19 protein-coding genes are annotated in these 25495 nt (G+C 56.8%); 9 read left to right on the top strand and 10 right to left on the bottom strand.

The annotated features are described in order from the left end of the window. Nucleotides 1-161: 161 nt before the first annotated feature. The 7 genes from PGR91_RS11395 to PGR91_RS11365 form a co-directional block, all read right to left on the bottom strand. Entirely contained in the window at nt 162-1874 is a 1713-nt protein-coding gene (locus tag PGR91_RS11395; RefSeq protein WP_118458521.1) for an ATP-binding protein, read from the bottom strand. Between the two features lies 1 nt (nt 1875). After that, nucleotides 1876-2997, bottom strand: a complete 1122-nt coding sequence (locus PGR91_RS11390; protein WP_118657160.1) for a sensor protein KdpD — start codon at nt 2995-2997, stop codon at nt 1876-1878. 3 nt (nt 2998-3000) lie between these two features. Next, complete coding sequence (locus PGR91_RS11385) at nt 3001-3735, bottom strand: hypothetical protein (protein ID WP_118657161.1); 735 nt, start codon at nt 3733-3735, stop codon at nt 3001-3003. A 67-nt stretch (nt 3736-3802) separates the two neighbouring features. Next, nucleotides 3803-4396, bottom strand: coding sequence for a K(+)-transporting ATPase subunit C (locus PGR91_RS11380; protein WP_101573765.1), 594 nt, complete (start codon nt 4394-4396; stop codon nt 3803-3805). 18 nt (nt 4397-4414) lie between these two features. Next, complete coding sequence (kdpB, locus tag PGR91_RS11375; protein ID WP_055203323.1) at nt 4415-6448, bottom strand: potassium-transporting ATPase subunit KdpB; 2034 nt, start codon at nt 6446-6448, stop codon at nt 4415-4417. Nucleotides 6449-6461: 13 nt separating this feature from the next. Further along, complete coding sequence (kdpA, locus tag PGR91_RS11370) at nt 6462-8159, bottom strand: potassium-transporting ATPase subunit KdpA (protein ID WP_118657162.1); 1698 nt, start codon at nt 8157-8159, stop codon at nt 6462-6464. 22 nt (nt 8160-8181) lie between these two features. Further along, nucleotides 8182-8262 carry a potassium-transporting ATPase subunit F gene (locus PGR91_RS11365; protein WP_055203327.1) on the bottom strand — a complete coding sequence of 27 codons (81 nt, stop codon included), beginning with the start codon at nt 8260-8262 and terminating at the stop codon, nt 8182-8184. A 532-nt stretch (nt 8263-8794) separates the two neighbouring features. Between PGR91_RS11365 and PGR91_RS11360 the strand changes: the two genes are divergently transcribed. Then, the gene (locus tag PGR91_RS11360) at nt 8795-9292 is read left to right on the top strand and encodes a Dps family protein (protein ID WP_118458515.1); all 498 of its coding nucleotides are present in this window, start codon (nt 8795-8797) and stop codon (nt 9290-9292) included. A gap of 116 nt (nt 9293-9408) precedes the next feature. Here the strand turns inward: PGR91_RS11360 and PGR91_RS11355 are convergent, their stop codons facing one another. Continuing rightward, the gene (locus tag PGR91_RS11355; RefSeq protein ID WP_101573769.1) at nt 9409-10743 is read right to left on the bottom strand and encodes a sigma-54-dependent transcriptional regulator; all 1335 of its coding nucleotides are present in this window, start codon (nt 10741-10743) and stop codon (nt 9409-9411) included. 304 nt (nt 10744-11047) lie between these two features. Between PGR91_RS11355 and carB the strand changes: the two genes are divergently transcribed. Then, nucleotides 11048-14272: a carbamoyl-phosphate synthase (glutamine-hydrolyzing) large subunit gene (gene carB, locus PGR91_RS11350; protein WP_101573771.1), complete on the top strand. Its 3225-nt coding sequence runs from the start codon at nt 11048-11050 to the stop codon at nt 14270-14272. A 217-nt stretch (nt 14273-14489) separates the two neighbouring features. Here the strand turns inward: carB and PGR91_RS11345 are convergent, their stop codons facing one another. Further along, nucleotides 14490-15305 carry a glycerophosphodiester phosphodiesterase gene (locus tag PGR91_RS11345; RefSeq protein ID WP_101573773.1) on the bottom strand — a complete coding sequence of 272 codons (816 nt, stop codon included), beginning with the start codon at nt 15303-15305 and terminating at the stop codon, nt 14490-14492. A gap of 176 nt (nt 15306-15481) precedes the next feature. Between PGR91_RS11345 and PGR91_RS11340 the strand changes: the two genes are divergently transcribed. From PGR91_RS11340 to PGR91_RS11330, 3 genes are all read left to right on the top strand, one after another. Further along, nucleotides 15482-16048, top strand: a complete 567-nt coding sequence (locus PGR91_RS11340) for a Crp/Fnr family transcriptional regulator (RefSeq protein ID WP_118657164.1) — start codon at nt 15482-15484, stop codon at nt 16046-16048. A gap of 93 nt (nt 16049-16141) precedes the next feature. Beyond that, complete coding sequence (locus tag PGR91_RS11335) at nt 16142-17071, top strand: EamA family transporter (RefSeq protein ID WP_101573900.1); 930 nt, start codon at nt 16142-16144, stop codon at nt 17069-17071. Nucleotide 17072: 1 nt separating this feature from the next. Beyond that, nucleotides 17073-17606, top strand: a complete 534-nt coding sequence (locus PGR91_RS11330) for a GNAT family N-acetyltransferase (protein ID WP_118657165.1) — start codon at nt 17073-17075, stop codon at nt 17604-17606. A 153-nt stretch (nt 17607-17759) separates the two neighbouring features. On the opposite strand, the gene PGR91_RS11325 is transcribed toward PGR91_RS11330, so the two are convergent. Next, on the bottom strand, nt 17760-18413 hold the full coding sequence (locus PGR91_RS11325; protein WP_055203349.1) for a porin family protein: 654 nt from the start codon (nt 18411-18413) through the stop codon (nt 17760-17762). Between the two features lie 433 nt (nt 18414-18846). On the opposite strand from PGR91_RS11325, the gene PGR91_RS11320 reads away from it, so the two are divergent. The 4 genes from PGR91_RS11320 to PGR91_RS11305 all read left to right on the top strand — a co-directional run bounded on the left by PGR91_RS11320 (nt 18847) and on the right by PGR91_RS11305 (nt 25382). Beyond that, nucleotides 18847-19233, top strand: coding sequence for a hypothetical protein (locus PGR91_RS11320; protein WP_101573779.1), 387 nt, complete (start codon nt 18847-18849; stop codon nt 19231-19233). Nucleotides 19234-19458: 225 nt separating this feature from the next. Beyond that, nucleotides 19459-20460 (top strand): hypothetical protein, encoded by a 1002-nt coding sequence (locus PGR91_RS11315; RefSeq protein ID WP_118458796.1) that lies wholly within the window; start codon nt 19459-19461, stop codon nt 20458-20460. A 28-nt stretch (nt 20461-20488) separates the two neighbouring features. Beyond that, nucleotides 20489-22534: a sialate O-acetylesterase gene (locus PGR91_RS11310; protein ID WP_118657166.1), complete on the top strand. Its 2046-nt coding sequence runs from the start codon at nt 20489-20491 to the stop codon at nt 22532-22534. Nucleotides 22535-22799: 265 nt separating this feature from the next. Further along, complete coding sequence (locus PGR91_RS11305; protein ID WP_253906342.1) at nt 22800-25382, top strand: ATP-binding protein; 2583 nt, start codon at nt 22800-22802, stop codon at nt 25380-25382. Nucleotides 25383-25495: the final 113 nt, after the last annotated feature.

Raw genomic sequence — 25495 nt, 5'->3', positions numbered from 1 at the left:
TTCCGGACGGTCGCGCCCGATTTCCGCCGGACGGCTTTTCCCTTCGTGTTTCCGGCCGGGCTTTCGCCTGCGTTTCTTCTTCGCGCCGGCGTCCGGCGGTTCTGCGCTTTACCGGGCGGTTTCAGTCGTTTGCGCGTCCGACGGTCGCTTTTCCGCGGCGGTCAGACGGGCAGCGTGATCGTGAACCGGCTACCGTGCCCGATCTGGCTCTCGACGCCGATCGTGCCGCCGTGCGCCTCGACGAACTCTTTCGAGATAGCCAGTCCGAGGCCGCTGCCCTGCACTTTCGTGCCCGGCACGCGGAAGTAACGGTCGAAGATGCTCTTGTGGTAGCGCGGGTCGATGCCGCGTCCGAAGTCCTGCACGAAAATATCGACCTTGTTGTCGCGCTGCGCCGCGCCGACGATGATCCGCGCCCCTTCGGGCGAGTGGTGGATCGCGTTCGACAGCAGGTTCGTGACCACCCAGGCGATTTTTTCGCTGTCGATGAACAGCTTCGCGATCTTTTCGGGGTATTCGACTTCGACGAAACAGCCGAAACGTTCGGCCAGCACTCGCGTCGCCGCCACCGCGTAGTCGATCAGTTCGATCGGTTTGGTGACCTTCGGCATCAGTTGCAGCTTGCCCGTCTCGATCTGGGTCAGATTCAGCAGCTCGCCGGTGATGCCGAGCAGCCGGTCGCTGTTTTCGCGGATGCTCTGCGCGAGGGCTTTCTGCTCGTCGTTCAGCGGCCCGAGCCGGCTGTCCTCGAGCAGGTGCAGGCTCATCATGATCGACGCGATCGGGGTTTTCATCTCGTGCGAGACGGTCGAGATGAAATTCGTTTTGGCGGAATCGATCTCCTTGTATTTGGTGATGTTGTTCAGGATAATCATATTGCCGATGAAACTTTTCTTCTTCTCGCCGACCGGCGTGACGTACAGCGGGATGTTTTCCATCTGGAAATAGCTCTCCTTGTTGTCGGCGTAGATTTTCAGCGGCTCCTTATTCGGGTCGTCCGAGTAGAGTTCGCGGATCAGCCGCCGCAGCAGGTCGTTGTTGAGCGCCACTTCCGTCGCGTTGCGGCCGACGGCCTCTTCGGGCTTCAGATTCAGGATCGTGAACGCTTCGTCGTTCATGAACAGGATCTTTTTATCCGGGTCGAGACCGATGATCGGTTCGTGCAGGCTGTTGACGACCGCTTCGATTCGCTTTTTGGCCATCATCAGGTCGTCCAGCGTACTGCGCTGGTATTCCGACAGTTTTTCGGCCATGTTGTTGAACGATTCGGCTACGGCGCGGAACTCCTTGTTGCGGCTGAAGTCGAGACGTTTGTCGTAGTGGAAATTCGCGATTTCCATAATCCCTTTTTTGAGTTCGCGGATCGGCCGGACGACGGCTTGCGGGAAGCGGATCAGCAGCACGAAGGCGATCAGCGCGCACAGGATCGCGCTGATGGCGATCCGCAACATAGCGTCTTCGGCGGTCGTCCCGGCCAGGCGGCTCTTTTCGCGGATGGCCGTCATGTTCAGATCCATGATCTTGTACAGGTCGCTGCGGATCTCCAGGATCTTGTCCAGCGTGACCGAATCCGACAGTTTGTCGATCTTCGAGCTCAGGTTGTCCGTCACGCGGAATTCGTCCGATTCGGTGATATTCCTGCGTTGCAACGCGAGGTTATCCAGCAGTTCGGTCATCGACGTCGAGTCGAAGGTCAGGCTGTCGAGCGCCGTCATCATGCTGCGGGCGTAGTGCAGCGAGTTGTAATTGTCGGTCAGGATGTTCCCGGAGGCCCGCGACAGGTCGAGAATATAGCCTACGGACTGGATGCCCAGCAGCAGGATCATGGCGAACAGCGCGCCGATGCCCAGCGTCAGTCTTCGTTGAATCAGCATATCAGGATAATATTACGAGGTCGATACTCAGTCGATACAGTTTGTTGAGCAGACGCCGGAAAAAGAAAGCCGTCCTTACCAGCGAAAGTAGCGTAAATTTCGGTTGGGCGATGCACACCGTACTGATTTTTTGTTTGGAGCACACGTCCATGATGCTTTCGATCACGCGGTCGGAATGCACCTGCAACACTTCGCCGCCCAGTTCCGACGCCAGTTTGAAGTTGTTGATCAGGTAACGCTGGTTGGCCAGCGGGATGCGGTCGGCGCTTTCGCGCGGAGTTTGCACGTAGAGTACGGCGAATCTGGCGTTGTAACGCGTGGCCAGCCGGGCGGTCTTGCGGATCACGCGGCGCGGCCCTTTGTCGCTGCTGTCGATCACCGCGAGGAATTTTTCGTGGCGCACGCCGATGTTTTCGGATACCTCGTTCTCGACTTTCTTTTCGACGCGCAGCGCGACTTCTTTCAGCGCCAGTTCGCGCAGTTGCAGGATGTTCTCCTCTTTGAAAAAGTTGTCCAGCGCGACCTGCACTTTCTCCGGCTTGTAGATTTTGCCGTCTTTCAGCCGTTTGATCAGCTCTTCGGCCGTCAGGTCGATGTTCACTACTTCGTCGGCCATCGCCAGCACGCTGTCCGGGATGCGTTCGCGGATTTCGATGCCCGAGACGCGCTGCACCTCTTCGTTGAGGCTTTCGATGTGCTGGATGTTCACGGCGCTGATGACGCTGATCCCGGCTTCGAGGATTTGCAGCACGTCCTGCCACCGTTTGGCGTGCTCGCTGCCCTCGATGTTCGTGTGGGCCAGTTCGTCGACGATGACGATCTCCGGATGGGTGTTCAGGATGCCCTGCAGATCCATCTCTTCGAGTTCTTTGCCTTTGTAGAACAGTTTGCGACGCGCAATGACGGGAAGCCCCGACACCAGGGCTTCGGTGTCGGGACGTCCGTGCGTTTCGATATAGCCGATCTTCACATCCACGCCCACTTCGAGCAGTTGGTGTGCCTCTTGCAGCATCCGGTAAGACTTGCCTACGCCGGCGATCATACCGATGTAGATTTTGAATTTGCCCCGGTGCGAACGCTTGATCAGATCGAGGAAGTGCTGTACGCTCTGTTTTTGATCCATAAATTAATCCAGCATAATTGAGAATCCGCCTACAAAGTTAACATCATCTTTGGCCGGATTCCATATCAGCCGCGTAAAAATCGGCAGAGAGAACGAGTCCGAGAAACGGATCGCCTTGGTCGCTCCGACCGTGACGTTGCAAACTGCGAATCCGGAAGTGCCGTACATATTCTCGGTGGCCCACGGCGTAAATCCTACCGCTGCGATCATGTCCACGCTTTTGACTGCGAACGGATACGAAATTTCCGCATAGGTCGAGTAGTTCTGCCGTCCTTCGTCGTCGCGGTCGGCGCCGAACAGCATCGTGTTCCAGGCCAGCGTCAGCGGGAAACGTTCGCCGAAACGGTAAGCTCCTCCCACTTCGATCATGTGCGGCGAGTCGGCGCCGAAACGGAAGTATTTTTCGGTGTAACGTTCCGATGAGGGCGTCCAGTAATAGTCGGTCAGCGAGAGGGTCAGTCCGCCCAATGTGTAGGCGGCCGTCAGGTCGGCTTCCTTGTAGTCCCCGGTAAAGTCGGCCGATCCCCATGCGGTCAGCGAGAAATCGCCCGCCGTCATGCCGAGCGTCGGTTGTATGCTGGCGTTGGCGTTGTACGAGCCGCGCCAGATGTAGCTGCTGACGAAATCGGCTCCGACTTTGACCCGTACGCCTTTTTCCTGAGCCATTGCGCAGTCTGCGAGCAGCATTCCGGTCAGTACGGCAAATAAAACGATTGCGGTTTTAAATTTGTTTTTCATGGTCGATTTGTTTTAAAAGTCGGGTTGTTTTTAAATTGTTTTTAATTCGAATGGTTTGCCGGAAGTCTCACAGCGTGCCCGTTTCAGATGCGGCCGCCGGTTTCAGCCGGTCGAGGGCTACGTTCAGTTGCAGTACGTTTACCTTCTCGGTTCCGAAAAGACCCAGCCAGGGTTTTTGGATCGTCTGCCGGATCAGTTCCCTGACGGTCTGCTCGGAAAGTCCGCGGGCTTCGGCCACGCGCCGCGCCTGTACGTAGGCTCCGGCCGGGGAGATGTCCGGATCGAGTCCGCTGCCGCTGGCGGTGACCATCTCGGAAGGCACGTCCTGCCGCAGCAGGTACGGGTGAAAGGTCAGGAAGGTGTCGATGCGGGCTTTTACTTCATCGAGGTATTCGGGGTTGGTCGTAGCCTTGTTGCTGCCGCCCGAACCGCTCCCGTTGTACTCGACCGCCGAAGGACGGCCCCAGAAATAGGTCGCTTTTGTAAACGATTGTCCGACGTTTGCCGCTCCGACGATTCGGCCGTTTTCGGTAACGACGGCCGCCCGGCCGCCGTTCGGCCCGGCTATGCTGCCGACTCCCCACAGGATCAGGACGTAACCCACGCCCAGCAGCGCGCAGAACGCGAGCGTTATTTTGATGGATTTCCAGAATGTTTTCATGATTTTCTTTTTTACGGGTTAGAAAAATACGCTGATCAGCAGGTCGATCAGTTTGATTCCGACGAACGGGACGAGCACGCCGCCCAGGCCGTAGATGAACAGGTTGCGCCGCAGCAGCGCCGATGCGCCGATCGGTTTGTACCGCACGCCGCGCAGGGCCAGCGGAATCAGCAGCGGGATGATGACCGCGTTGAAGATTACGGCCGACAGGATCGCGCTTTGCGGCGAGTGCAGGTGCATGACGTTCAGCGCTTCGAGCGACGGGATCGAGGCGATGAACAGCGCCGGGACGATTGCGAAGTATTTGGCTACGTCGTTGGCGATGCTGAATGTCGTCAGCGTGCCGCGCGTCATCAGCAGTTGTTTGCCGATCTCGACGATCTCGATCAGTTTGGTCGGGTCGTTGTCCAGATCGACCATGTTGCCGGCTTCTTTGGCAGCCTGCGTGCCGCTGTTCATCGCTACGCCCACGTCGGCTTGCGCCAGCGCCGGCGCGTCGTTCGTGCCGTCGCCCATCATGGCGACCAGCTTGCCGCTCTGCTGCTCGCGGCGGATGTACTCCATTTTGTCTTCGGGTTTGGCTTCGGCGATGAAGTCGTCCACGCCGGCCTTTTCGGCGATGTATTTTGCCGTCAGCGGGTTGTCGCCGGTAACCATGACGGTCTTGACGCCCATCTTGCGCAGGCGTTCGAACCGTTCGCGGATGCCCGTCTTGATGATGTCCTGCAGTTCGATGACGCCGATCACCCGTTCGTTTTCCGATACGACCAGCGGCGTTCCGCCGTTTTCTGAGATCAGCGTGACGAGTTTCATGATTTCGTCGTCGAACCGATTTCCGGCCCCCTCGACGATCCGGCGGATCGATTCGAAAGCGCCTTTGCGGATTCGCCGGCCGTCGGCCAGGTCTACGCCGGAGCATTTCGTCTCGGCGGAGAAACGGATCATCCGCGCGCCGATCGTGCTCAGTTCGTGCACGCGGCGGCCCTGTTCGCGCCCCAGTTCGATGATCGATTTCCCCTCGGGCGTTTCGTCGGACAGCGACGAGTACATGCAGGCTTCGACGAACCGACCCATATCCATCTCCGGTGCCGGGTAGAATTTGGTCGCCTTGCGGTTGCCGATGGTGATGGTTCCCGTTTTGTCGAGCAGCAGCGTGTCGATGTCGCCGGCCGTTTCGACGGCCTTGCCCGATTTGGTGATGACGTTCGCACGCAGCGCCCGGTCCATTCCGGCGATCCCGATCGCCGACAGCAGTCCTCCGATCGTGGTCGGGATCAGGCAGACGAACAGCGAAATGAACGCGGCGATCGTGATGTTGGCCCCCACGTAGTCGGCGAAGGGTTTCAGCGTGGCGCAAACGATCACGAATACCAACGTGAACCCGGCCAGCAGGATCGTCAGCGCGATTTCGTTCGGCGTTTTCTGCCGCGAAGCGCCTTCGACGAGCGAAATCATTTTGTCCAGGAAACTTTCGCCCGGCATGGCGGTCACCCGGACGCGGATGCGGTCGGACAGCACTTTCGTACCGCCCGTGACGGAGCTTTTGTCGCCGCCGGCCTCGCGGATCACCGGCGCGCTTTCGCCGGTAATGGCGCTTTCGTCGATCGAGGCGAGCCCCTCGATGATCTCGCCGTCGGCCGGGACGATATCGCCCGCCTCACATTCGAAGATATCGTTTTTTTTCAGCGCGTTGCTGCTGACGATACGAACGGTATTGCCGTTGACCAGTTTGGCCGGGGTCTCCTCGCGCGTTTTGCGCAGCGAATCGGCCTGCGCTTTGCCGCGCGCTTCGGCGATCGCCTCTGCGAAATTGGCGAACAGCAGCGTAATGAACAGCACGACGAAGACGACGAGGTTGTATCCGAACGACCCCTGGGTCGTATCCCCCGAAATGAGGATGTAGAACAGCAGGACGAACATGACGGCCGTGACGATCTCGACGGTGAACATGATCGGGTTTTTAATCATCGTCCTCGGATCGAGTTTGCGTACCGATGCACCGAGACTCTCTTTGATGAGCTGTTTATCGAACAGCGAATTGGACTTATTCATGGTTTTCAATCGTTTATTTGCTTAAATAATCGGCGATCGGACCCAGTGCCTGCGCCGGGAAAAATGCCAGGGCGGCCACGATGACGATCACGGCGAAGGTCATCAGCGCGAAGGTTGCCGTATCGGTTTTCAGTGTTCCGGCGCTTTCGGGTATGTATTTTTTCGAAGCCAGCAGTCCGGCGATCGCCACTTGTCCGACGATCGGGAAGTAGCGGCCGAGGATCAACACGATCCCGCAGGTGATGTTCCAGAACGGCGTGTTGTCGCTGAGTCCCTCGAAACCGGAGCCGTTATTGGCTGCGCAAGAGGTATACTCGTAGAGCATTTCGCTGAATCCGTGAAACGACGGATTGTTGAGCCAAGCGCCGGCCAGTTCCGGATTTTGCGCCGCCAGGTGGGAGGCCAGCGCCGTGCCGACCAGGATAATCAATGGATGCATCAGTACGACCATCGTCGCGATCTTCATCTCCCGCGCTTCGATCTTCTTACCGAGGAATTCCGGCGTGCGGCCGACCATCAGCCCGCTGATAAAGACGGCGATGATGATGAAGGCGTAATAGTTCATAAAGCCGACGCCCACGCCGCCGAACCAGCAGTTGATCTGCATGTTCAGCATTTGCAGCATACCGCTTAGCGGGGTCTGGCTGTCGTGCATGCTGTTGACCGAGCCGTTCGACGTGACCGTCGTGGTCATGCCCCACATCGCCGATGCGGCCGACCCGATCCGGATCTCCTTGCCCTCCATGCTGCCCATATCCTGCCGGATCTCCATAGCTGCGATTTGTTTGCTGCCGCCCATCTCCTGGTCGACCGATACGGCGATCCCGACCACGTAGGCGAACAGCATCACGCCGAAGATGCTCCAGGCCAGCTTACGGCGTTTCAGGTAGAAACCCAGCGCGAAGACCATCGCCATCGGAATGATCAGGATCGACCAACATTCCAGAATATTCGTGAAAGCGTTCGGGTTTTCGAGCGGATGGGCCGAATTGACGCCGAAGTAGCCGCCGCCGTTCGTGCCGAGTTGTTTGATCGGGACGATCGCGGCGGTCGGGCCCTGGGAGATCGTCTGTTCGGTTCCTTCGAGGGTCGTCAGCGTTTGTTTGCCGTCGAAGGTCATCGGCGTGCCGTTCAGGATCAGCAGGATGCCGACCAGCAGCGACAGCGGCATCAGGATACGGGTCGTGCTTTTGACGAGGTAGACCCAGAAGTTTCCGATCGTCCGGGTCGTTTTCGCGGCCATCGCCCGGAAAACGCCGGCCAGCGCCGCCATGCCGCAGGCGGCTGTGATGAACTGGAACAGCATGATGACGAACAGTTGCGTGAAATAGGTCAGTCCGGTTTCGCCGCTGTAATGCTGCAGGTTGCAGTTCACCAGGAAGCTGATGCAGGTATTGAACGCCTGGTCGGGCGTTTGGCCCGGGTTGCCGTCCGGGTTCAGCGGCAGGACGCCTTGGACCACGAGCAGAATCATGCCCCACAGGAACCAGAACAGATTGACGGTCAGCAGGGCCCGGAGGAACTGTTTCCAGTTCATCTCTTCGTGGGGATTGATGCCGGAAAAACGGTAAATCCACCGTTCGACCGGAGCCATGAAGTCGAGCGGCGTTTTTTCTCCCTTATATACTTTTGCGATGTAGCGTCCGAGCGGGTAACTGAGCGCGATCAGCAGCGCCAGTTGCAAGACGACGCCTGAAATTTCCGTATTCATTTACTTTTAAGGATTGGTTTCGTTAAAATTGTTCGGGTCTGACCAAGACATACATCAGGTAGCCGAAGATCAGGATGCTGAGGATAAACAGTACTGTAAACATGGTCGTCGTTTTTAGATTTTGTCGAACAGGCCGATACATTTGAAGAAAAAGCAGAAGCAGAGGCCGCCTGCCGCACACAGTAACAGAAACATCAAAATTTCATTCATACTCGATTGATTTTAGTAATTCGTATTCGTGCCGTTTTAAAGCGAACCGGATGCCGTTTCTTTGAGCGTTGTATGTATTGTTTTGATATGTAGTTGTTTATGGTTAGGAGTCGTCCGGATGCGTATTAGAGAACCCTACCGAAATGAAAGGGTGCGCTTTCCAAAACGGAAGGATTTTCAGGGAAGCTGCGCACGTTCGCCGCCGTTCCCGGATGCGGAAAACGGTGTTTTGGCAGCAGGATTGCACCGTATTTGCAGGTCTTTCCGGAAACGGGCGTTCCGGCGTACCGGACAGGTGCCGGGAAACGATAGTATTTGATTAAATTATAATTATATAAAAATTATTGATTTGATTTATATTTAAATGCATATTATCTTTGTCTCAAGAAAAAAGAAAACGAATAACCATCTAAAAAATAAAAATTATGAAAACGTTGGATTATCTTCATCTCGAAGCCGGGGCTGCCGGTAAAGTAGTTGTATCGCTTCAGCAGTTGCTGGCCGATTTTCAGGTTCATTACATGAATCTCAGGGGTTTTCACTGGAACATCAAAGGACACGGATTTTTCGTGCTGCATACGAAGTTCGAGGAGCTGTACGACGATGCGGCCGAAAAAGTGGACCAGATCGCCGAACGTATCCTTCAGCTCGGCGGAGTGCCTTCGAATAAGTTCAGCGAGTATCTTAAAGTGGCGAAGATCGCCGAAGTGGATCATGTTTCCTGCGGCGGGGAGGCTCTCGAACACATACTCGACACTTACGGGTATCTGATCGGGGAGGAGCGCAAGGCGTTGTCGGTTGCTTCGCAGGCCGGAGACGAAGTGACGGTTTCCATGCTGACCGATTACCTGGCCGAACAGGAGAAAATGGTCTGGATGCTCACCGCATACGCTGCCGGCAAGTCTTCCTGCTCCGGGAAATAGTTTCCGGATCGACGAAATAAACAGCGGGACGGGAAATTCAGATTTCCCGTCCCGCTGTTTTTGGAAAGCCTCCGCCGTTCGATCCGGATCGAACGGCGGAGGATATTTTCAGGTATTTACAATCCGTATTCGTCGATTTTGCGGTAGAGCGTCGTAACGCCGATTCCCAGCAGGCGGGCCGTTTCGGTTTTGTTGCCGCCGGTGTAGCTGAGTATTTTGGCGATGTGCTGTTTTTCGATCGCGTCGAGCGAGGTCGGCGGAGCGTCGTTCCCGTCGGAGCCGTTCTCACGTTGGAATTCGATCGGCAGATCCCCCACGCGCAGCGTCGTGCCTTCGGCCATGATCATGCTGCGCTCGACGACGTTCCGCAGTTCGCGCACGTTACCGCGCCAGGCGTGCCGTTTCAGCAGGTCGAGATAACCGGGATCGACGGCGTCGATCTTTTTTCCCATTTTTCCGGCGAAAATACCGGCAAAATGGCGGACGTACTCGTCGATGTCGGAGGGCCGCTCCTGAAGCGACGGCAGCCGGATCTGGAAAACTGACAGCCGGTAGTAGAGGTCTTCGCGGAAATTGCCCGTCCGGATCTCTTCGGGCAGGTCGCGGTTCGTCGCGGCGATTACGCGCATATCGACCTTTCGCGGTTTGGTCTCCCCGATTTTCAGGAATTCGCCGCTTTCGAGTACTCGTAACAATTTGGCTTGCAGATCTATAGGCATCTCGCCGATTTCGTCGAGGAAGATCGTGCCGCCGTCGGCCTCCTCGAACAGTCCTTTTTTGTCTTTGGCGGCGCCGGTGAAGGCTCCGGCCCGGTGGCCGAACAGTTCGCTTTCGAGCAGATCTTTGGCGAATGCCGAGCAGTTGACCGCCACGAACGCTTTCCCCCTGCGGCCGCCTTCCCGGTGGATGGCCTGTGCGAAAACCTCTTTGCCGGTGCCCGTTTCGCCGGTGAGCAGTACCGAGGTGTCTGTGGCCGCGACCTTGCGGGCCAATTCAACGGCGTCTCGCATCGCTTTCGACGAGCCGATGACCGCCTCGAACGACGGAGCTGTTTCCGGCTGCCGTCCGGCGGCGGATTTCCGTTGCGCTTTGGCTTTTTCCATCGCGCGGCTCAGCAACGGGATGATCTTCGGATTGTCGTCGCCTTTGGTGATGTAGTCGAACGCGCCGTTCTTGATCGCCTGCACGCCGTCCGGAATGTTGCCGTAGGCGGTCAGCAGGATCACTTCGGCATCGGGCGCGATCGCCTTGATCCGGCCGACCAGGTCGACTCCGTTGCCGTCCGGCAGTTTGACGTCGCACAACACGACCTCGGGGCGCGTGCGTTCCAGTTGGCGGAGTCCCGCCGCACAGTTTTCGGCCTGAATCACTTCGTATCCTTCCAGGCCGATGATGCGCGCCAGCAGGCCGCGCAACTGCCGTTCGTCGTCGATGATAAGTACCTTGTCCATATGCCGGATCGGATTTATTTTTTCGCAAAGGTAAAAAAAAGGAGGAACTATTTTCCGGCCGGAATCCGTTGGCGCGCATTTAGAGTCGTTCGTTTTTGTTAATACGTTGATATGTAGTGTTATATGCTGAAATGAAATCCGGCGGGGCGATTCCGGAGGCTCCGGTATGTCCGGCGCTCGGGCTGCGATCCTCCGGATTCCGGTTGCCGGACCGCCGAAAAAAGTGGCCGTCACAGACTTAATAATTCGAAAAAACGCCGTACATTTACGAAATTTTTAGGTCGACTTTAAACATCTTTAACCTATGTCAGTAAACAAAGAAATCAAAAAAGTCATTGTGCTCGGCTCGGGAGCATTGAAAATCGGACAGGCGGGAGAATTCGATTACTCCGGTTCGCAGGCGTTGAAGGCGCTGAAAGCCGAAGGAATTTCAACGGTGTTGATCAACCCGAACATCGCTACGATCCAGACTTCGGACGGAGTCGCCGATCGGGTTTATTTCCTGCCCGTAACTCCTTATTTTGTCGAGGAGATTATCAAAAAAGAGCGTCCCGACGGCATTTTACTGGCATTCGGCGGACAGACGGCGCTGAACTGCGGAACGGAATTATTCCTCAGCGGCACGTTGGAGAAATACGGCGTGCAGGTGCTCGGAACGTCGGTCGAAGCGATCATGACGACCGAAGACCGCGACTTGTTCGTAAAGAAACTGAACCAGATCGAAGTCAAGACCCCGGTCAGCCAGGCTGTCGAAAGCATGGAGGCGGCCATCGAGGCGGCCAACCGGATCGGGTTCCCGGTGATGGTACGTTCGGCCTATGCGCTGGGCGGCCTGGGCAGCGGCATATGCAGCAACCTCGATGAGTTCAGGACGCTGTGCGAAAGCTCGTTCGCCTATTCGAAGCAAATACTGGTCGAGGAGTCGCTGAAGGGATGGAAGGAGATCGAATTCGAAGTGATCCGCGATAAGAACGACCACTGCTTCACGGTGGCCAGTATGGAGAACTTCGATCCGCTGGGAATCCACACCGGCGAGAGCATTGTGGTGGCCCCGACCTGTTCGCTGGACGACCAGGAACTGGCCTTGTTGCAGGAACTTTCCAAAAAGGTGATCCGCCACATCGGGATCGTCGGCGAATGCAATATCCAGTACGCGTTTAACTCCGAGACGGACGACTACCGCGTGATCGAGGTGAACGCCCGGCTGAGCCGTTCGTCGGCGCTGGCGTCGAAGGCTACGGGCTATCCGCTGGCGTTCGTGGCGGCCAAACTGGCCCTGGGCTATACGCTCGACCAGATCGGCGAGATGGGAACGCCGAATTCGGCTTACGTGGCCCCGTCGCTCGACTACCTGATCTGCAAAATCCCGCGTTGGGACCTGAGCAAGTTCGCCGGCGTTTCGCGCCAGATCGGATCGAGCATGAAGTCCGTCGGCGAGATCATGTCGATCGGCCAGTCGTTCGAGGAGATCATCCAGAAAGGACTGCGGATGATCGGGCAGGGGATGCACGGATTCGTCGGCAACCGCGACCTGGAATTCGGTAACCTCGAAGAAGAACTGTCGCATCCGACCGACCTGCGTATCTTCGCGATCGCCAAGGCGTTCGAAGAAGGTTATTCGATCGATCGGATCTACAACCTGACCAAGATCGACCCCTGGTTCCTCGGCAAACTGAAAAATATCCACGACTATTCGCTCGTGCTGAGCAAGTACGATAAGATCGAAGACGTGCCCGCGGCCGTACTGCAAGAAGCCAAGCGGCTCGGTTTTTCGGACTTCCAGATCGCCCGCTTCGTCGAAGACCCGGACGGCAATATCGAGAAGGAGTCGCTGCGCGTCCGCGCCGTCCGCAAGAAGAACAATGTGCTGCCGTCGGTCAAAAGGATCAATACGGTTGCTTCGGAAAATCCCGAGCTGACCAACTACCTCTATGTGACTTACGACGGGACGGAGCACCAGGTTCCTTATTTCAAGAATGAAAAATCGGTCGTCGTGCTCGGTTCGGGCGCTTACCGGATCGGCAGTTCGGTCGAGTTCGACTGGTGCTCGGTGAATGCCGTGCAGACGGCCCGCAAGCTGGGTTACAAGTCGATCATGATCAACTATAACCCCGAGACCGTTTCGACCGACTACGATATGTGCGACCGGCTCTATTTCGACGAACTGTCGTTCGAACGGGTGCTGGACGTACTCGACCTGGAGATGCCTAAAGGCGTGATCGTTTCGGTGGGCGGACAGATCCCGAACAACCTCGCGATCCGGCTGCACCGCCAGGATATTCCGGTGCTCGGCACGTCTCCGCTGTCGATCGACCGCGCTGAAAACCGCCACAAGTTCTCGAGTATGCTCGACCAGTTGGGCATCGACCAGCCGGCCTGGAAAGAGCTTTCGCACATGGATGAAGTGTACGACTTCGTCGGCAAGGTAGGCTATCCGGTGCTGGTGCGTCCGTCGTATGTGCTTTCGGGCGCGGCGATGAACGTATGCTACAACGCCGAGGAACTGGAGACGTTCCTGAAGCTGGCGGCCAAAGTGTCGAAAGAGTATCCGGTGGTCGTGTCGCAGTTCTTGCAGAACGCCAAGGAGATCGAATTCGACGCCGTGGCGCACAACGGCGAAGTGGTCGAATACGCGATTTCGGAACATGTCGAATTCGCCGGCGTCCACTCGGGGGACGCCACGCTGGTATTCCCGGCGCAGAAGATCTACTTCGAAACCGCCCGCCGCATCAAGAAGATCGGTCGCAAGATCGCCAAAGAGCTGAACATCAGCGGCCCGTTCAATATCCAGTTCCTTGCGAAGAACAACGACGTGAAGGTGATCGAATGTAACCTGCGCGCGTCGCGCAGCTTCCCGTTCGTGTCGAAGGTGCTGAAACGCAACTTCATCGAGACCGCGACGCGGATCATGCTCGACACTTCGTATGAAAAACCGGACAACACGAATTTCGATATCGACTGGATCGGCGTGAAGGCGTCGCAGTTCTCGTTCTCGCGGTTGCACAATGCCGACCCGGTGCTCGGCGTGGATATGTCGTCGACCGGCGAAGTGGGTTGCATCGGCGACGATTTCAGCGAAGCGCTGCTGACGTCGATGATTTCGGTCGGGTACAGTATTCCGAAAAAGGCCGTGATGGTCTCCTCGGGCGACACCCGTTCGAAGGTGGACTTGCTGGACGCCTGCAAGATGCTGCAGGACAACGGCTACGAGATCTATGCGACCGGCGGAACGGAGAAATTCCTCGCCGAGCACGGCGTGAAGGCCGCATGTGTGAGCTGGCCGGACGAAGGGAAGGCGGACAACGTGATCCATATGATTTCCGCGCATAAATTCGACCTGGTCATCAACATCCCGAAGAACCACTCGCACCGCGAGCTGACCAACGGCTACAAGATCCGCCGCGGCGCGATCGACCACAACATTCCGTTGATTACCAACGCCCGTCTCGCGAGCGCCTTCATCGAGGCTTTCTGCGAAATGAAGGAGAAGGATATTCAGATCAAGAGCTGGCAGGAATATAAGTTGTAATCCTTCCCCGTTTCCGTACCGAGACGTTTAAACGGGGGAATGCGGGGATTTCCTTTAGAATGGTGCAACAAGTCAATTACCGACTTGTTGCGCTTTTCTTTTTGTGATGAGGTAACGAATAGGCAGTAGTTCTGTTCTAAATTACAGTCGATATGCGGATGCAACGCATGTTCGGTTATCCCGGCGGATCATTCTTCCGAAAGGGAGAAGCGACCGGTCAATGCTCCTGGAAATAAAGGGTGCAGGCTTCCGGACGGTCGGTGTTGATGATGTCGATGCCGAGTTCGCGGAACGTTTCCCAGGCGTTGACGGTGTCCGGAGATCCCCAAAACCGGATAGGTTTCCCCGTTTTGTGGGACTTCGCCACCAGACTTTCGATTACCTGCCGGTCTTCGGCGGAGAGCGTGTCTGCACCCCCTTTCCATTTCGAGTAGCGGAAAAACGGCTCGCTGATGAAAGCCACCCGTTCGAGCTGCTGCGGCGTATAGTCCACGTCGATGAATCCGTCGAAAGAAATAAAGCGGGGATACTCCCCGAAAGCCTCAGGGTCGGGCCGACTGCCCGAGATCACGATCCTCACAGCGTACGGATTTACCGAAGGATCGAACACTTCGGGATGTCTTTTCAACTTGGCGATCAGCCGGTCAATGGTCGGGTGCAGTGGAGTTTTCAGGTCGATCATCAGCGTGAGCACCTGCTCCGAACCTCGCCAGGGGCGTCCTTCGTTTTGCCCGAATAAAAAGATCAGCGGTTCGAGATACATTTCATCGAGCGAAAGCGCCGAATCGAGTTCGTGAGGATCGTGCGCCACCAGCAAGCCATCGGAAGCAGGAGCCGCATAAATATCCGCCTCGATGGTATGCACCTGCTGGGAATAAGCGCGGTAAAAAGGAATATTTTTCTGGTAATCGTTGTGGGAATGGATAAGTACCGTTTGCTTCCCGGAATAAGACGAACATAAGAAGGCCATGAAAAATATCAGTCCTGCTCGACCGAAAAAAACGGAACGGGTATTCGAAAATTTGCGAAGCATAGGAGTCGTTTTGATAATTAATATATGGTTTACAAGAGCAAAGATAGAAATTAATAATATGCAATGCCGTGAAAAACAAGCGCAGGCCGTCTTTTTTCGTTTGCCGGAGAATGAAAATCACCGGTAGCTCCGGGGATCGGGAACGAATCGCTATCTTTGTGCCGAACGGCAGGGATATGGAAGAATTTATCAAAAAAATGCGGGAAGCGTACCCGGTTTCGGACGGTGCGTTGCAGTTGTTTCTGCGGCATACCGAGCGCGTCACGCTGCCGAAGGGACACCTGTTGATCCGGGACGGCGTGGTCGAAAAGTACAGCTATTTCATCGTGCGGGGATTCGCGCGCGGATTCCTGTATCGGGACGGGAAGGATGCGACGATCTGGTTCGCGACCGCCGGCATGTTGCTGTTGTCGATGAACGCCTACCTGTTTCGCTCGTCCGGATACGAGAACGTCGAACTGCTCGAAGAGTGCGACCTGCTGAAAATTTCGAACGAGACGCTCGACGGGCTTTTCGAGAAGGAGGTCGAACTGGCCAACTGGGGCCGGCGGATGTCCGACCGCATCATCCTGCGAATGGAACGGCTGTTCGTCGAGCGTTATTTCCTGACGGCGGCCGAACGTTACCGGCTGCTGGTCGAACGCGAGCCGGAAATTCTGCAAAAAGCTCCGTTGCGGGATATCGCCTCTTACCTCGGCATTTCGCAGGTTTCCCTGAGTCGGATCCGCGCCGGCGTACAATAGATTCCCCCGAAAGTTCGTTTTTAACATTTGTTAACCGGAAACGAAAATTTTTTACGGACTTTTGCGGCCTGTGAGATCAATCGGGTGATTCGTATGAAACAATTCAAAGGCATTCTGCTGGCGATGATCTCGTCGGCGACGTTCGGGATGATTCCGCTGTTCGCACTTCCTGTGATCCGCGGCGGCATGGGGGTCGATTCGGTGATGTTTTACCGCTTTGCGCTGTCGTCCGCGGTGGTCGGAGCCTATCTGCTGCTCCGGCGGGCGGACCTGCGCGTTACGCTCCGGGAATTCGGCGTGCTGTTCGGACTGGGGGCGCTGTACGCTTTCACGTCGCTGCTGCTGACGATCGCTTACCTGTATATTCCGAGCGGGGTCGCCACGACGATCCATTTCCTGTATCCGCTGCTGGTCGCCGCGATCATGGCGTTGTTTTTCAAAGACCGGATTTCGGTGTCCGTGATGGTCGCCGCGCTTGCGGCCGTCGCCGGCGTGTGGCTGCTTTCGGGCGGAACGGATGCCGCGGTCGGGATGAAGGGGCTGACACTGGCGCTCGCGACCGTAGCTACGTACGCCGTTTACATCGTCGGCGTCAACAAATCGTGCGTGCAGCATATGAAGGGACTCAAAATGGTGTTTTTCATCCTGCTTTCGGCAACGATAATTTTCGCCGGGAACCTGTTCGTAAAAGGGGAAATTCCCGAATCCATTCCGGACTGGTCGGCTGCCGTCCACCTGATTTTGTTGGCTCTGATTCCCACTTTGGTATCCGATTTGACGTTGGTGTTGGCCGTACAGCGGATCGGTTCGACGACGACCGCGATTCTCGGTTGTCTCGAACCGTTGACCGCCGTCGCGCTCGGGATTTTTTTCCTCGGCGAACGTTTCGTCGCGGAACAGTTCGCCGGCGTCGCGCTGATCGTGGCAGCGGTCGTGACGGTGATTCTCGGCGGCCGGCCGGGGCGGTTCTCCGTCCGGCGGCTGATTCCGGACTTTTTGTCGAATTTTTATAAAGCGAGGTGATATGATAAAACTGATTCGGATAACCGACGGACAGGACAGCCGTCTGGAACACTTGGTTCCCCTCTACGAAGAGGCGTTCTGCAGCAGCGAGCGGCGTACCGTCGGGCAGCTCCGGCGGATGATCGGCGCGACGCCTGCGATGCATTTCAATATGATCGAGTCGGACGGCGAGCTTTGCGGCCTGTTCGTCTACTGGGATATGGGCGAGTTTTACTACCTCGAACACCTGGCCGTGGCGCCGCATATGCGGAACCGTAAAATTGGACAGCAGGTGCTCGAGCACGTGGAGACCTCGCTGCCCGGAATCCGGCTGCTCGAAGTGGAGCCGGCCGAGGACGAGCTGACCGCCCGGCGCGTCGCTTTTTACCGGCGCAACGGCTACCGGATCGTCGATCGGAGCTACGTGCAGCCGTCCTACGAAAATTTCGGCGATGCCGCTCCGCTGTGGATCATGGGAAACGATACGCCCGAACGGTTGCCCGAATTTATAGAACGGATTAAAAAAGAGGTGTACCGCGACCCGCTGGCGCGCTGATCCTCCGATTCGCCGACCGGGCCAGATATCCCTACGTTATCCGGGCTCGTTTCTTTTTTCGCTGTCCGGGTCGCAGAAAGCCGTTCTTTTCGGTTGCGGGCATAAAAAAACGTCCTCCGGCAGAGGACGTTTTTAGGGTTATCGGCGAATCGCTTAGAATTTCCAGCCTACGGTCAGCGAGAATACGCGGTTGGTCATTTTGTTCAGTTCCTCGTTGCCGCCGCTAAAGTCTTCCTTGAATTCATCCGTCGCGATGTCGGTGACCGGGATATTGTAACGGGCGTCGATGACCAGACCTTGTTCGAACGTGTAGGAGATGCCTACCGGGATCGAGAAGTCGGTCGATTTGAAATAATGCTTCGTGTCTTCGGTATTCCAGGAGCCGCCGTCGACTTTTGCCCTGTATTTGCCGCTGAGCAGGAAGCCCGGCTGGATACCCGCTTTCAGCGCCAGTCCGTTGGTGACGTAGAAGTTGGCCAGGATCGGAATATTCAGGTAGTTCAGCCGGTTGTTGAATTTGAGTTTGTGTTCGGAGCCGAGCGCGCCTTGGGTGATTTCGGCGCTGGAACCCTGGCGCGAATACAAAACATCCAGCGAAACGGCGAACCATTTGGCCGCCCGGTATTCGGCGAAAGCGCCGATCACCAGCGCGGGTTTCGTGCCGGAGAGGTGATTGATGTCGTCGAGACCGTCGGGATGCAGGTCCGTAACGTTTATTCCGACTTTGGGTCCGAACGTGAAAGGTTTCTGAGCCGAAACGGCGCCGGCAGCGATCGCCGCTACGAGCAAAAAGACGATTTTTTTCATAAAGTTGTGTTTGAGTGGTTTGTAAAGTTTGTAAATAGCAGTTTAATAATGTCTGTCAGGGCCGGCGAACTATCGCAGTGCCTTGTGTTTTCTGTCCGGAGAAGTTCATTACGATACAAATTAAAAGGTTATTCGTGGAAATTCCAAAAATAAACCTCGTTGTCCGTGTAAATTAGCGTAACCGGCGGTACGGGTTTTGCGTTCGGTGGGATTCTTTGGATAGGCGTTTTCCCGGGGAGCGACGAGGGTATGCGTCTGAATATTTGGAATGGGAAAATATTTAATTACTTTTGTGGTTTCTTTCGGCGGATTCCGGTTGCCGTTTCCGTAAACGATCCGTATCGCGCCGCCGGACCGGTATTTTTCCCGTGGGAACGTCCGGATAAAAAGAGTGGAGGACGCTTTTAATGAATTACTAAATATTATTTCAAAGATGATGAAAACGAAATTGTTTACGGCCGTATTGGCCTGCCTGAGCGTTGCGATGCTTTTTTCCGGTTGTAAGGACGATAAGAACGATGATGCCGTTCACGCCTATGTCATGCGCGCGGCCATTACCGAAGCCGGCGATCTCGACGCGCTGACCGTCACGCTGATCAACAGCGAATTGGAGAGCATGTGCAATCAGGTCGGAACGAAGATTTTGACCGAATCGGAAGCCCGGGAGATGTTCGATCTGATGGTAAAACAGATCGAAAAATCTATGGAAAGTATTGATTTCGGCGATATTACCAAGCCGGTAGGCTTCACCGTTACGCTGAATTACCAGAACGACGGCAAAGTCGCTTTTTCCAAAACGTTTACGGTCGATCCTAAATAACGGCGGACGAAACGATCCGTGCTTCGGCGCGGCTACGGGGCAGCCTTCTGCCGGTGCGTTTATCGATCGATGCGTGCCGGAGGAAGGCTGTCCTGTCGTATCCGGAGGTGGCGTGTCTGTTTTTTATTCCGGCCGGATTGGTAGATTCCGTTTCAATCGCTATCTTTACAAAATTCGTCCGGGGAGACTGCCGGCGAACGATCCGAATCTGAAAATACGGAAGTTATGAGAATACGAAAAGGTGCTGTCGCGGTCGGGATACTGACGCTGGCCGGGATCACGCTTTGTTTCGGCGGAAGTCCGAAATGCGACGCGGCCGGCCGCGAAAGCCGCAGCGGGAAAAAACAACCGGCCGGGGTGGAAGTTCTCGGCGATCCGAAGTTCGAAAAGGGGCTGGCCGTATCGCCGCTGTGGCCCGAAATCGTGCAGCAGAACGGCGGGTTCGAAAAGACCAATACGGATACGATCCGTTTCGGACGGGGCGACGCCGATCCTGTCTGGCAAATGGCCCAGTGGGCCAGCAAGTACGATTTGGGCGGAACCGTTCCGGTCGAAGGGCGGGACGGCGTTACGTACGCCAATCCCGGCAAGAAGGTCACCCGCTTTGCCGACGGTACGCTGCTGCTCGACATTACGACGAGTACCGAATACGAAGCCCCGCGTACCGGCAGCGACGCGTGGCCGCACCTGCTGATCCAGCAGGATTTCGAGAACCGTCCGAACGTCGGCCGGATCAGCCGTCTCGATTTCACGATGGAGCTGCGGATCGTCCATTGCGACAAAAAGATGACCGATGCCGAATTCAACGAGAGCCTGCATACGGCCCAGTCGCCGTTCTATTTTTTTATGCGCAACGTGAATCCCGATTCGCCGGATTACCAACTCTCGCTGTGGGTCGGCGTCCCGTCGTTCGATTACCGTTACCCGCGGCTCGACTCCACGGAGTACGTGCAGTGGGATATCGGCACGGCGACTTATATTTACGCCATTCCGCCCCGCACGATCTGGGGGGACGTTTCTTTCCACGATTTGAAGTGGCATCGTGCCCGGCTCGACCTGTTGCCGCTGATCCGGCAGGGCGTTGCCGCGATGAAGGACAAAGGACAGTTTCTGCATACCGACCTCGACGATCTGGAACTGATGGGGATGAATTTCGGATGGGAAGTTCCCGGAACTTTCGATGCGGGGCTGATGGTGCGGAACCTGAGCGTCCGGGCCGTCGAATGACCTGATTTTAACGAATACGAGTGAAACGATGAAAAATACTTGTTACGGATTCGTGCTGGCGGCCGTGCTGGCGCTGTGTAGTGCGGCAGCGTACGGCGAGGCTCCCCGTTGGGAGACCCTCTCCGGAAAGTGGCAAACCGGAGCCTCCGGGATCGTTCCGGAAGCGGGGGAACAACCTTGCCTGCTGGTCGACCGCAGCGGCCTCTGGGATTGCGAATGGTTTAACCTGAGCGTGAACTTCAGGTTGTCGGACGTCTGTGCCGGCGCCGGGTTCGGCGTTGCGCTGCACATTGAAAACAAAGATGACTACCATTTACTGCGGATCACTCCCGCGGCGGGTTATACGGCTCTCCAGACGCTTCGCTGGCAGTACGGTAATTTCCGCATGTGGCAGGAGGCTCATTTTCCCGTTTTGCAGCCGGAGCGGGAGTATAATCTTTCCATCGTCCGGGCTCCGGTCGTCGACCGGGAGGACTGGCGGCCGTGGAAGATCGTCGTTACCGACAACGCCGACGGAACGGTGTTGCTCAAAATCGGAATCGAAAACCATATGCCGGCTTTCGGCCTGGGCGTTACCGGGCTCTATGCGGCGTGCGATGCGGTGACGTTCACGGATTACAGCCTGGATCGTCCCGTGCCCGAGAACCTGGCGGGGAACCTGCGGTTGCCGATGGTTTTCAGCGACGGGATGGTGCTGCAACGCGGACGCCGCGTTCCGGTCTGGGGCCGGGCCGCCGCCGGCGCGTCGGTCAGGCTGACTTTCGCGGGAAAAAGTTACAAGACGCGGGCCGACAGCGCAGGCGACTGGAAGATACTGCTCAGGCCGCTCGCGGCCGACACCGGGCTGGTGATGCGGGTCGTTTCGGGAAAGGATACCGCGACGCTCCGCGACGTGGCTGTGGGCGAGGTGTGGTTCGCTTCTGGACAGTCCAACATGGAGATGAAAGTGTGGGAGAGCAATGTGCCGATGGTTAGCGATCCGGATATCCGCCTGTTCGTCCCATTCCAGTGGTCGTCGCAGGAGCCGGTGTTTACGGCCGGAGGACGGTGGCAGAAGGCGGACTCGGAAGGCGTGCCGCGCTGGTCGGCGGTCTCCTACGCATTCGCGCAGGAACTGAAAGAGCGTCTGGGCGTGCCGGTCGGCGTCATCGGCGCTTATTTCGGCGGGACGGCCATCGAGAGTTGGATGCCGCGTTCCGAGTTGGTCGAAGATCCGGTTACCAAACCGATCCACGACCGCTTCGTGCAGTCGATCCATCAGCTCGAAAACGGCCTGCCGGTGGAGGAGCGTTTCCCGTGGTGCTGGGATGTGGCGGGGCAGCGGCATACGCCGGGAGATCTGTTCAACGGCATGGTCGCGCCGCTGATCCCGTACGGAATCAGCGGAATTCTGTGGTATCAGGGCGAATCCAGCGCATCCAAGGCCCGGCAGTACGGACATCTTTTCCCGATGCTGGTCGATTCCTGGCGCGAGCGGTGGGGCGATCCCGACCTGAAATTTTATTTCGTCCAACTGGCCGGCTACGACGGCCGGGAGTCGGGTTCGGAGATCGAATCCGCCTGGCCGCATTTACGGGACGTGCAGCGCCGCCTGCTCGACCGCAGGGAGAATACCGGTATGGTGGTAGCCTTTCATCTGGGCGATTCGCTCAATATTCACCCGCCTTATAAAAAGGAGGTGGGCGCCCGCCTGGCGAATCTGGCCTTGCACGACGTGTACGGCTTTAAAGATATCGTGCGTAGCAGTCCGCTGCTCGACGGGGTGGAATACCGGGACGGTGCGGCCGTGCTGACTTTCCGTGAGACCGCGGACGGACTTTCTTCGGGAGACGGCAAGCCGCTTTCCGGTTTTTCGGTCGCCGGCGAAGACCGGCGTTTCCACCCGGCTACGGCTACGGTCAATCCGGACGGGGTCGGCGTGACCGTCCGTTCGGAGGCGGTGCCGTCTCCGGTCGCCGTGCGTTACGGATGGGCTAACTTTACGCGGGAAGCGAACCTGGTCAACAGCGCGGGGCTACCCGCGGCGCCTTTCCGCACCGACGAATGGCCGCTGCCGACCGACGACGATTTGTAGGAGGCGCACCGACGATTCCGGTTCGTGGGATACGGACCCGGTGAGTCGGGTTTTCAAGCTATATTTCTGTTTCTGGCCGCTTTTATACCTGAGAAATTTTAGGTGTGGCAATTTTTATTACTTTTAACCGTTGGAATTTGGTAAACGGATACCCGGGTCCTTGCGGCCTGCAATTATGAAGAAGCGGCTGTGTATTTTATTTTTTCTCATCGGTTGGTTTCCATCGGTTTATGGACAGCGATCCGATAACGGCAATTACGTTCTGTTGCTGAATTCCGCTTCGTTCGGCGAAGCATGGTCGGATGTCCTGTACCGGTCGTTGGTGGAGGAGGTCAGACAACAAGGGGTGCGCGTCGATACCGAGGAGCTGCTCGTCCCGATGATGAAGACGCCCGAGGACGCCCGAGCCAAACGGGAGATGCTGCTCGCCAAATATCCCGTTCCGCCCCGGGCGGTCATCTATATCGGCGATCCCGGCTGGCTCGTTTGCCGTCCCCTGTTCGACAGGGAGTGGAAGGAGGTGCCGACGGTGATCTGCTATTCGCGCGATTCGATGCCTGCTTCGATCGAGGATTTGCTCGGCGGAAACCTCGACAGCCGTACGGCGGTGCCGGCTTCGGAGATTGCCGAAGGATATAACCTGACCATCCTCAAACAGCCCTCTTTTATCCGGGAAACGATCGAAATGATGCGGCAGTTGCAGCCCGGAATGAATACCGTGGCCCTGATTTCGGATCATCGCTACATCAGCCTCCGCATTCGGGAAGAGGTGCGGCAGACGGTAAAGAAATATTTCCCGGATCTGGCGTTCGAATCGCTCAGCACGCCGGAATTGACGACCGGACAGTTGCTCGATACGCTTTCGGGTTTCGACGATAAAAAAGGGATTATCTACTACTCCTGGTTCGTTACCCAGAACCGGCATGAATACCTGGACGATCACGTGCAGCGGGTGATCTTCGGGCTGGCCCACACGCCGATTTTTACGCTGACCGACCGGGATCACGAGGAGGGTAGCTTCGCGGGCGGATATTATATTCCGGCGATCGAGTTCAGTCGGGTGGCCAGCGCCGTTATCCGGGAAATTCTCGAAGGAAAGCCGGCCCGCGACATCTCCTGGCGAGACGGCGGCGCTCCGGCGGCTTACCTCGACTATCACCACCTCGTACACCAAGGGGTCGATCCGGCCCTGTTTCCGAAAGACGCCGTATATACGCAGGTTCCTCCGGGCTTTTTCCAGAAATACAAATTTCACTTGGTCGTTCTGGGAGCGCTGCTTTTGTTGCTGGTATCGGCGGTCGTGATGAGGTTGCGCTGGTTCATGCAGCGGCAGCGGCAGCAGAACCGCGAGTTCCAACTGCTCTCGCAATACAGGAAGCTGGTCGACAATATGCCGGTGATCTATCTGCGCAAGCGGATCGCCGGCGGATCGTCCGGTTCCGATTTCGAGTTTCTTGATGTGAATCCCGCCTTTGAGCAGGTATTCGGATGTACACGCCGGCAGATCCTGGGCAAACGGCTGAGCGAAGCGTTGTCCTGCCGCGACAAACTCTCCTGTCTGGCGGAGACCGAACAGACGGTTCATTCGTTCGTCGTAGACGGTGCGAAGGGGCTGCGCTATTACGACAAGCTGGTGTTCAGCAGCAGCGAAGCGGGGATTAAGGACGTATTTTGTATCGACCGTACCGAAGAGCACCTGGCCCTGGCGCGGATGGAACGGCACCGCGCCGAGCAGGAGGAGCTGAATGAAAAGTATAAACTGGTGCTGCAGGCGACCGGATTGACTCCCTGGACGTGGGACGTCGGGGGAGGGCTGGTCGACTGCGATCTCTCTTATACGTCCGGGATGGAGGATCATTCCGGCGAGCACTTGATCGTCTCGGACGAACAGTACTATGCGATGATCCATCCCGACGACCGGGAGCGGATGCGCGCCGCTTACGCCGACTTGCTGGCCGGCCGGAACGACATCCTGCAACAGGAGTACCGGGTGATCTACGTGCAGGGCGGCTACCAGTGGGCGAAGAGTTTCGCCGTCATCCGCGAGCGCGACGCTTCGGGGAGCCCGGTGCAACTGGTCGGCGCTTCGCTACAGATCGACGTGCAGAAACGACTCGAACAGGATCTGCGCGAGGCCAAAGAGAAAGCCGAAGAGTCGAATCGCTTGAAATCGGCTTTCCTGGCCAATATGAGCCACGAAATTCGGACGCCGCTGAATGCGATTGTCGGTTTTTCGAGCGTGCTGGCCGATACGGAGAACGAAGAGGAGAAACGGGGGTATATTTCGATCATCGAAAACAACAACGAACTGTTGCTCCAGTTGATCGGCGATATCCTCGACCTGTCTAAGATCGAGGCCGGAACGCTCGAATTCACCGAGTCGGACGTTGATCTGCGGGAAATGTTTTCCGGGATCGAACAGAGCATCCGGCTGCGGATTCCGGACGGTCATCCGGTGGATGTGCGGTTCGAAGAGCCGGAGAGCGATTACCGGATCCGCACCGACCCGAACCGGTTGATGCAGGTCGTGACCAATTTCATGACCAATGCGATCAAATTCACGGCCGAAGGAAACATCCGTTTCGGTTACCGGGATCGGAACGACGGGGAATTGTATTTCTATGTTTCGGATACCGGATGCGGAATTCCGCCGGAGAAGCAGCGGGACGTGTTCGGTCGCTTCGTCAAACTCGACGCGTTTGCCCAGGGGACGGGTCTCGGGCTTTCGATCTGCGAAACGATCGTTTCGAAGTTGGGCGGGCGGATCGGCGTCGAGTCCGTGCCGGACGAAGGTTCCACCTTCTGGTTTACACTGCCTCTCCGTCCCGTCGGCAAAGCGTTTTTATAACGGATTTGCACGGGGAAGCTTTTCGTCCCCCTCGGAAAACGCTACGGTTTTCTGCAAATAAAATCGGAACCGGGGAAAACCCGATTCCGATCCGTATGATCGCCGAAGCCCGG

Source organism: Candidatus Alistipes pullistercoris, from assembly GCF_027665465.1.
GTDB lineage: Bacteria > Bacteroidota > Bacteroidia > Bacteroidales > Rikenellaceae > Alistipes_A > Alistipes_A hominis.
This window is presented reverse-complemented; position numbering and strand designations above follow the sequence as displayed.

What these genes read in the sequence shown, in the direction of transcription:
- PGR91_RS11355 (WP_101573769.1), bottom strand. Translation starts at nt 10,743, where the DNA reads ATGGACAAGGTACTTATCATCGACGACGAACGGCAGTTGCGCGGCCTG.
- PGR91_RS11340 (WP_118657164.1), top strand. Translation starts at nt 15,482, where the DNA reads ATGGAAGAATTTATCAAAAAAATGCGGGAAGCGTACCCGGTTTCGGAC.
- PGR91_RS11365 (WP_055203327.1), bottom strand. Translation starts at nt 8,262, where the DNA reads ATGTTTACAGTACTGTTTATCCTCAGCATCCTGATCTTCGGCTACCTG.
- PGR91_RS11330 (WP_118657165.1), top strand. Translation starts at nt 17,073, where the DNA reads ATGATAAAACTGATTCGGATAACCGACGGACAGGACAGCCGTCTGGAA.
- PGR91_RS11395 (WP_118458521.1), bottom strand. Translation starts at nt 1,874, where the DNA reads ATGCTGATTCAACGAAGACTGACGCTGGGCATCGGCGCGCTGTTCGCC.
- PGR91_RS11390 (WP_118657160.1), bottom strand. Translation starts at nt 2,997, where the DNA reads ATGGATCAAAAACAGAGCGTACAGCACTTCCTCGATCTGATCAAGCGT.
- PGR91_RS11345 (WP_101573773.1), bottom strand. Translation starts at nt 15,305, where the DNA reads ATGCTTCGCAAATTTTCGAATACCCGTTCCGTTTTTTTCGGTCGAGCA.
- carB (WP_101573771.1), top strand. Translation starts at nt 11,048, where the DNA reads ATGTCAGTAAACAAAGAAATCAAAAAAGTCATTGTGCTCGGCTCGGGA.
- kdpB (WP_055203323.1), bottom strand. Translation starts at nt 6,448, where the DNA reads ATGAATAAGTCCAATTCGCTGTTCGATAAACAGCTCATCAAAGAGAGT.
- PGR91_RS11320 (WP_101573779.1), top strand. Translation starts at nt 18,847, where the DNA reads ATGATGAAAACGAAATTGTTTACGGCCGTATTGGCCTGCCTGAGCGTT.
- PGR91_RS11325 (WP_055203349.1), bottom strand. Translation starts at nt 18,413, where the DNA reads ATGAAAAAAATCGTCTTTTTGCTCGTAGCGGCGATCGCTGCCGGCGCC.
- PGR91_RS11335 (WP_101573900.1), top strand. Translation starts at nt 16,142, where the DNA reads ATGAAACAATTCAAAGGCATTCTGCTGGCGATGATCTCGTCGGCGACG.
- PGR91_RS11360 (WP_118458515.1), top strand. Translation starts at nt 8,795, where the DNA reads ATGAAAACGTTGGATTATCTTCATCTCGAAGCCGGGGCTGCCGGTAAA.
- PGR91_RS11315 (WP_118458796.1), top strand. Translation starts at nt 19,459, where the DNA reads ATGAGAATACGAAAAGGTGCTGTCGCGGTCGGGATACTGACGCTGGCC.
- kdpA (WP_118657162.1), bottom strand. Translation starts at nt 8,159, where the DNA reads ATGAATACGGAAATTTCAGGCGTCGTCTTGCAACTGGCGCTGCTGATC.
- PGR91_RS11310 (WP_118657166.1), top strand. Translation starts at nt 20,489, where the DNA reads ATGAAAAATACTTGTTACGGATTCGTGCTGGCGGCCGTGCTGGCGCTG.
- PGR91_RS11380 (WP_101573765.1), bottom strand. Translation starts at nt 4,396, where the DNA reads ATGAAAACATTCTGGAAATCCATCAAAATAACGCTCGCGTTCTGCGCG.
- PGR91_RS11385 (WP_118657161.1), bottom strand. Translation starts at nt 3,735, where the DNA reads ATGAAAAACAAATTTAAAACCGCAATCGTTTTATTTGCCGTACTGACC.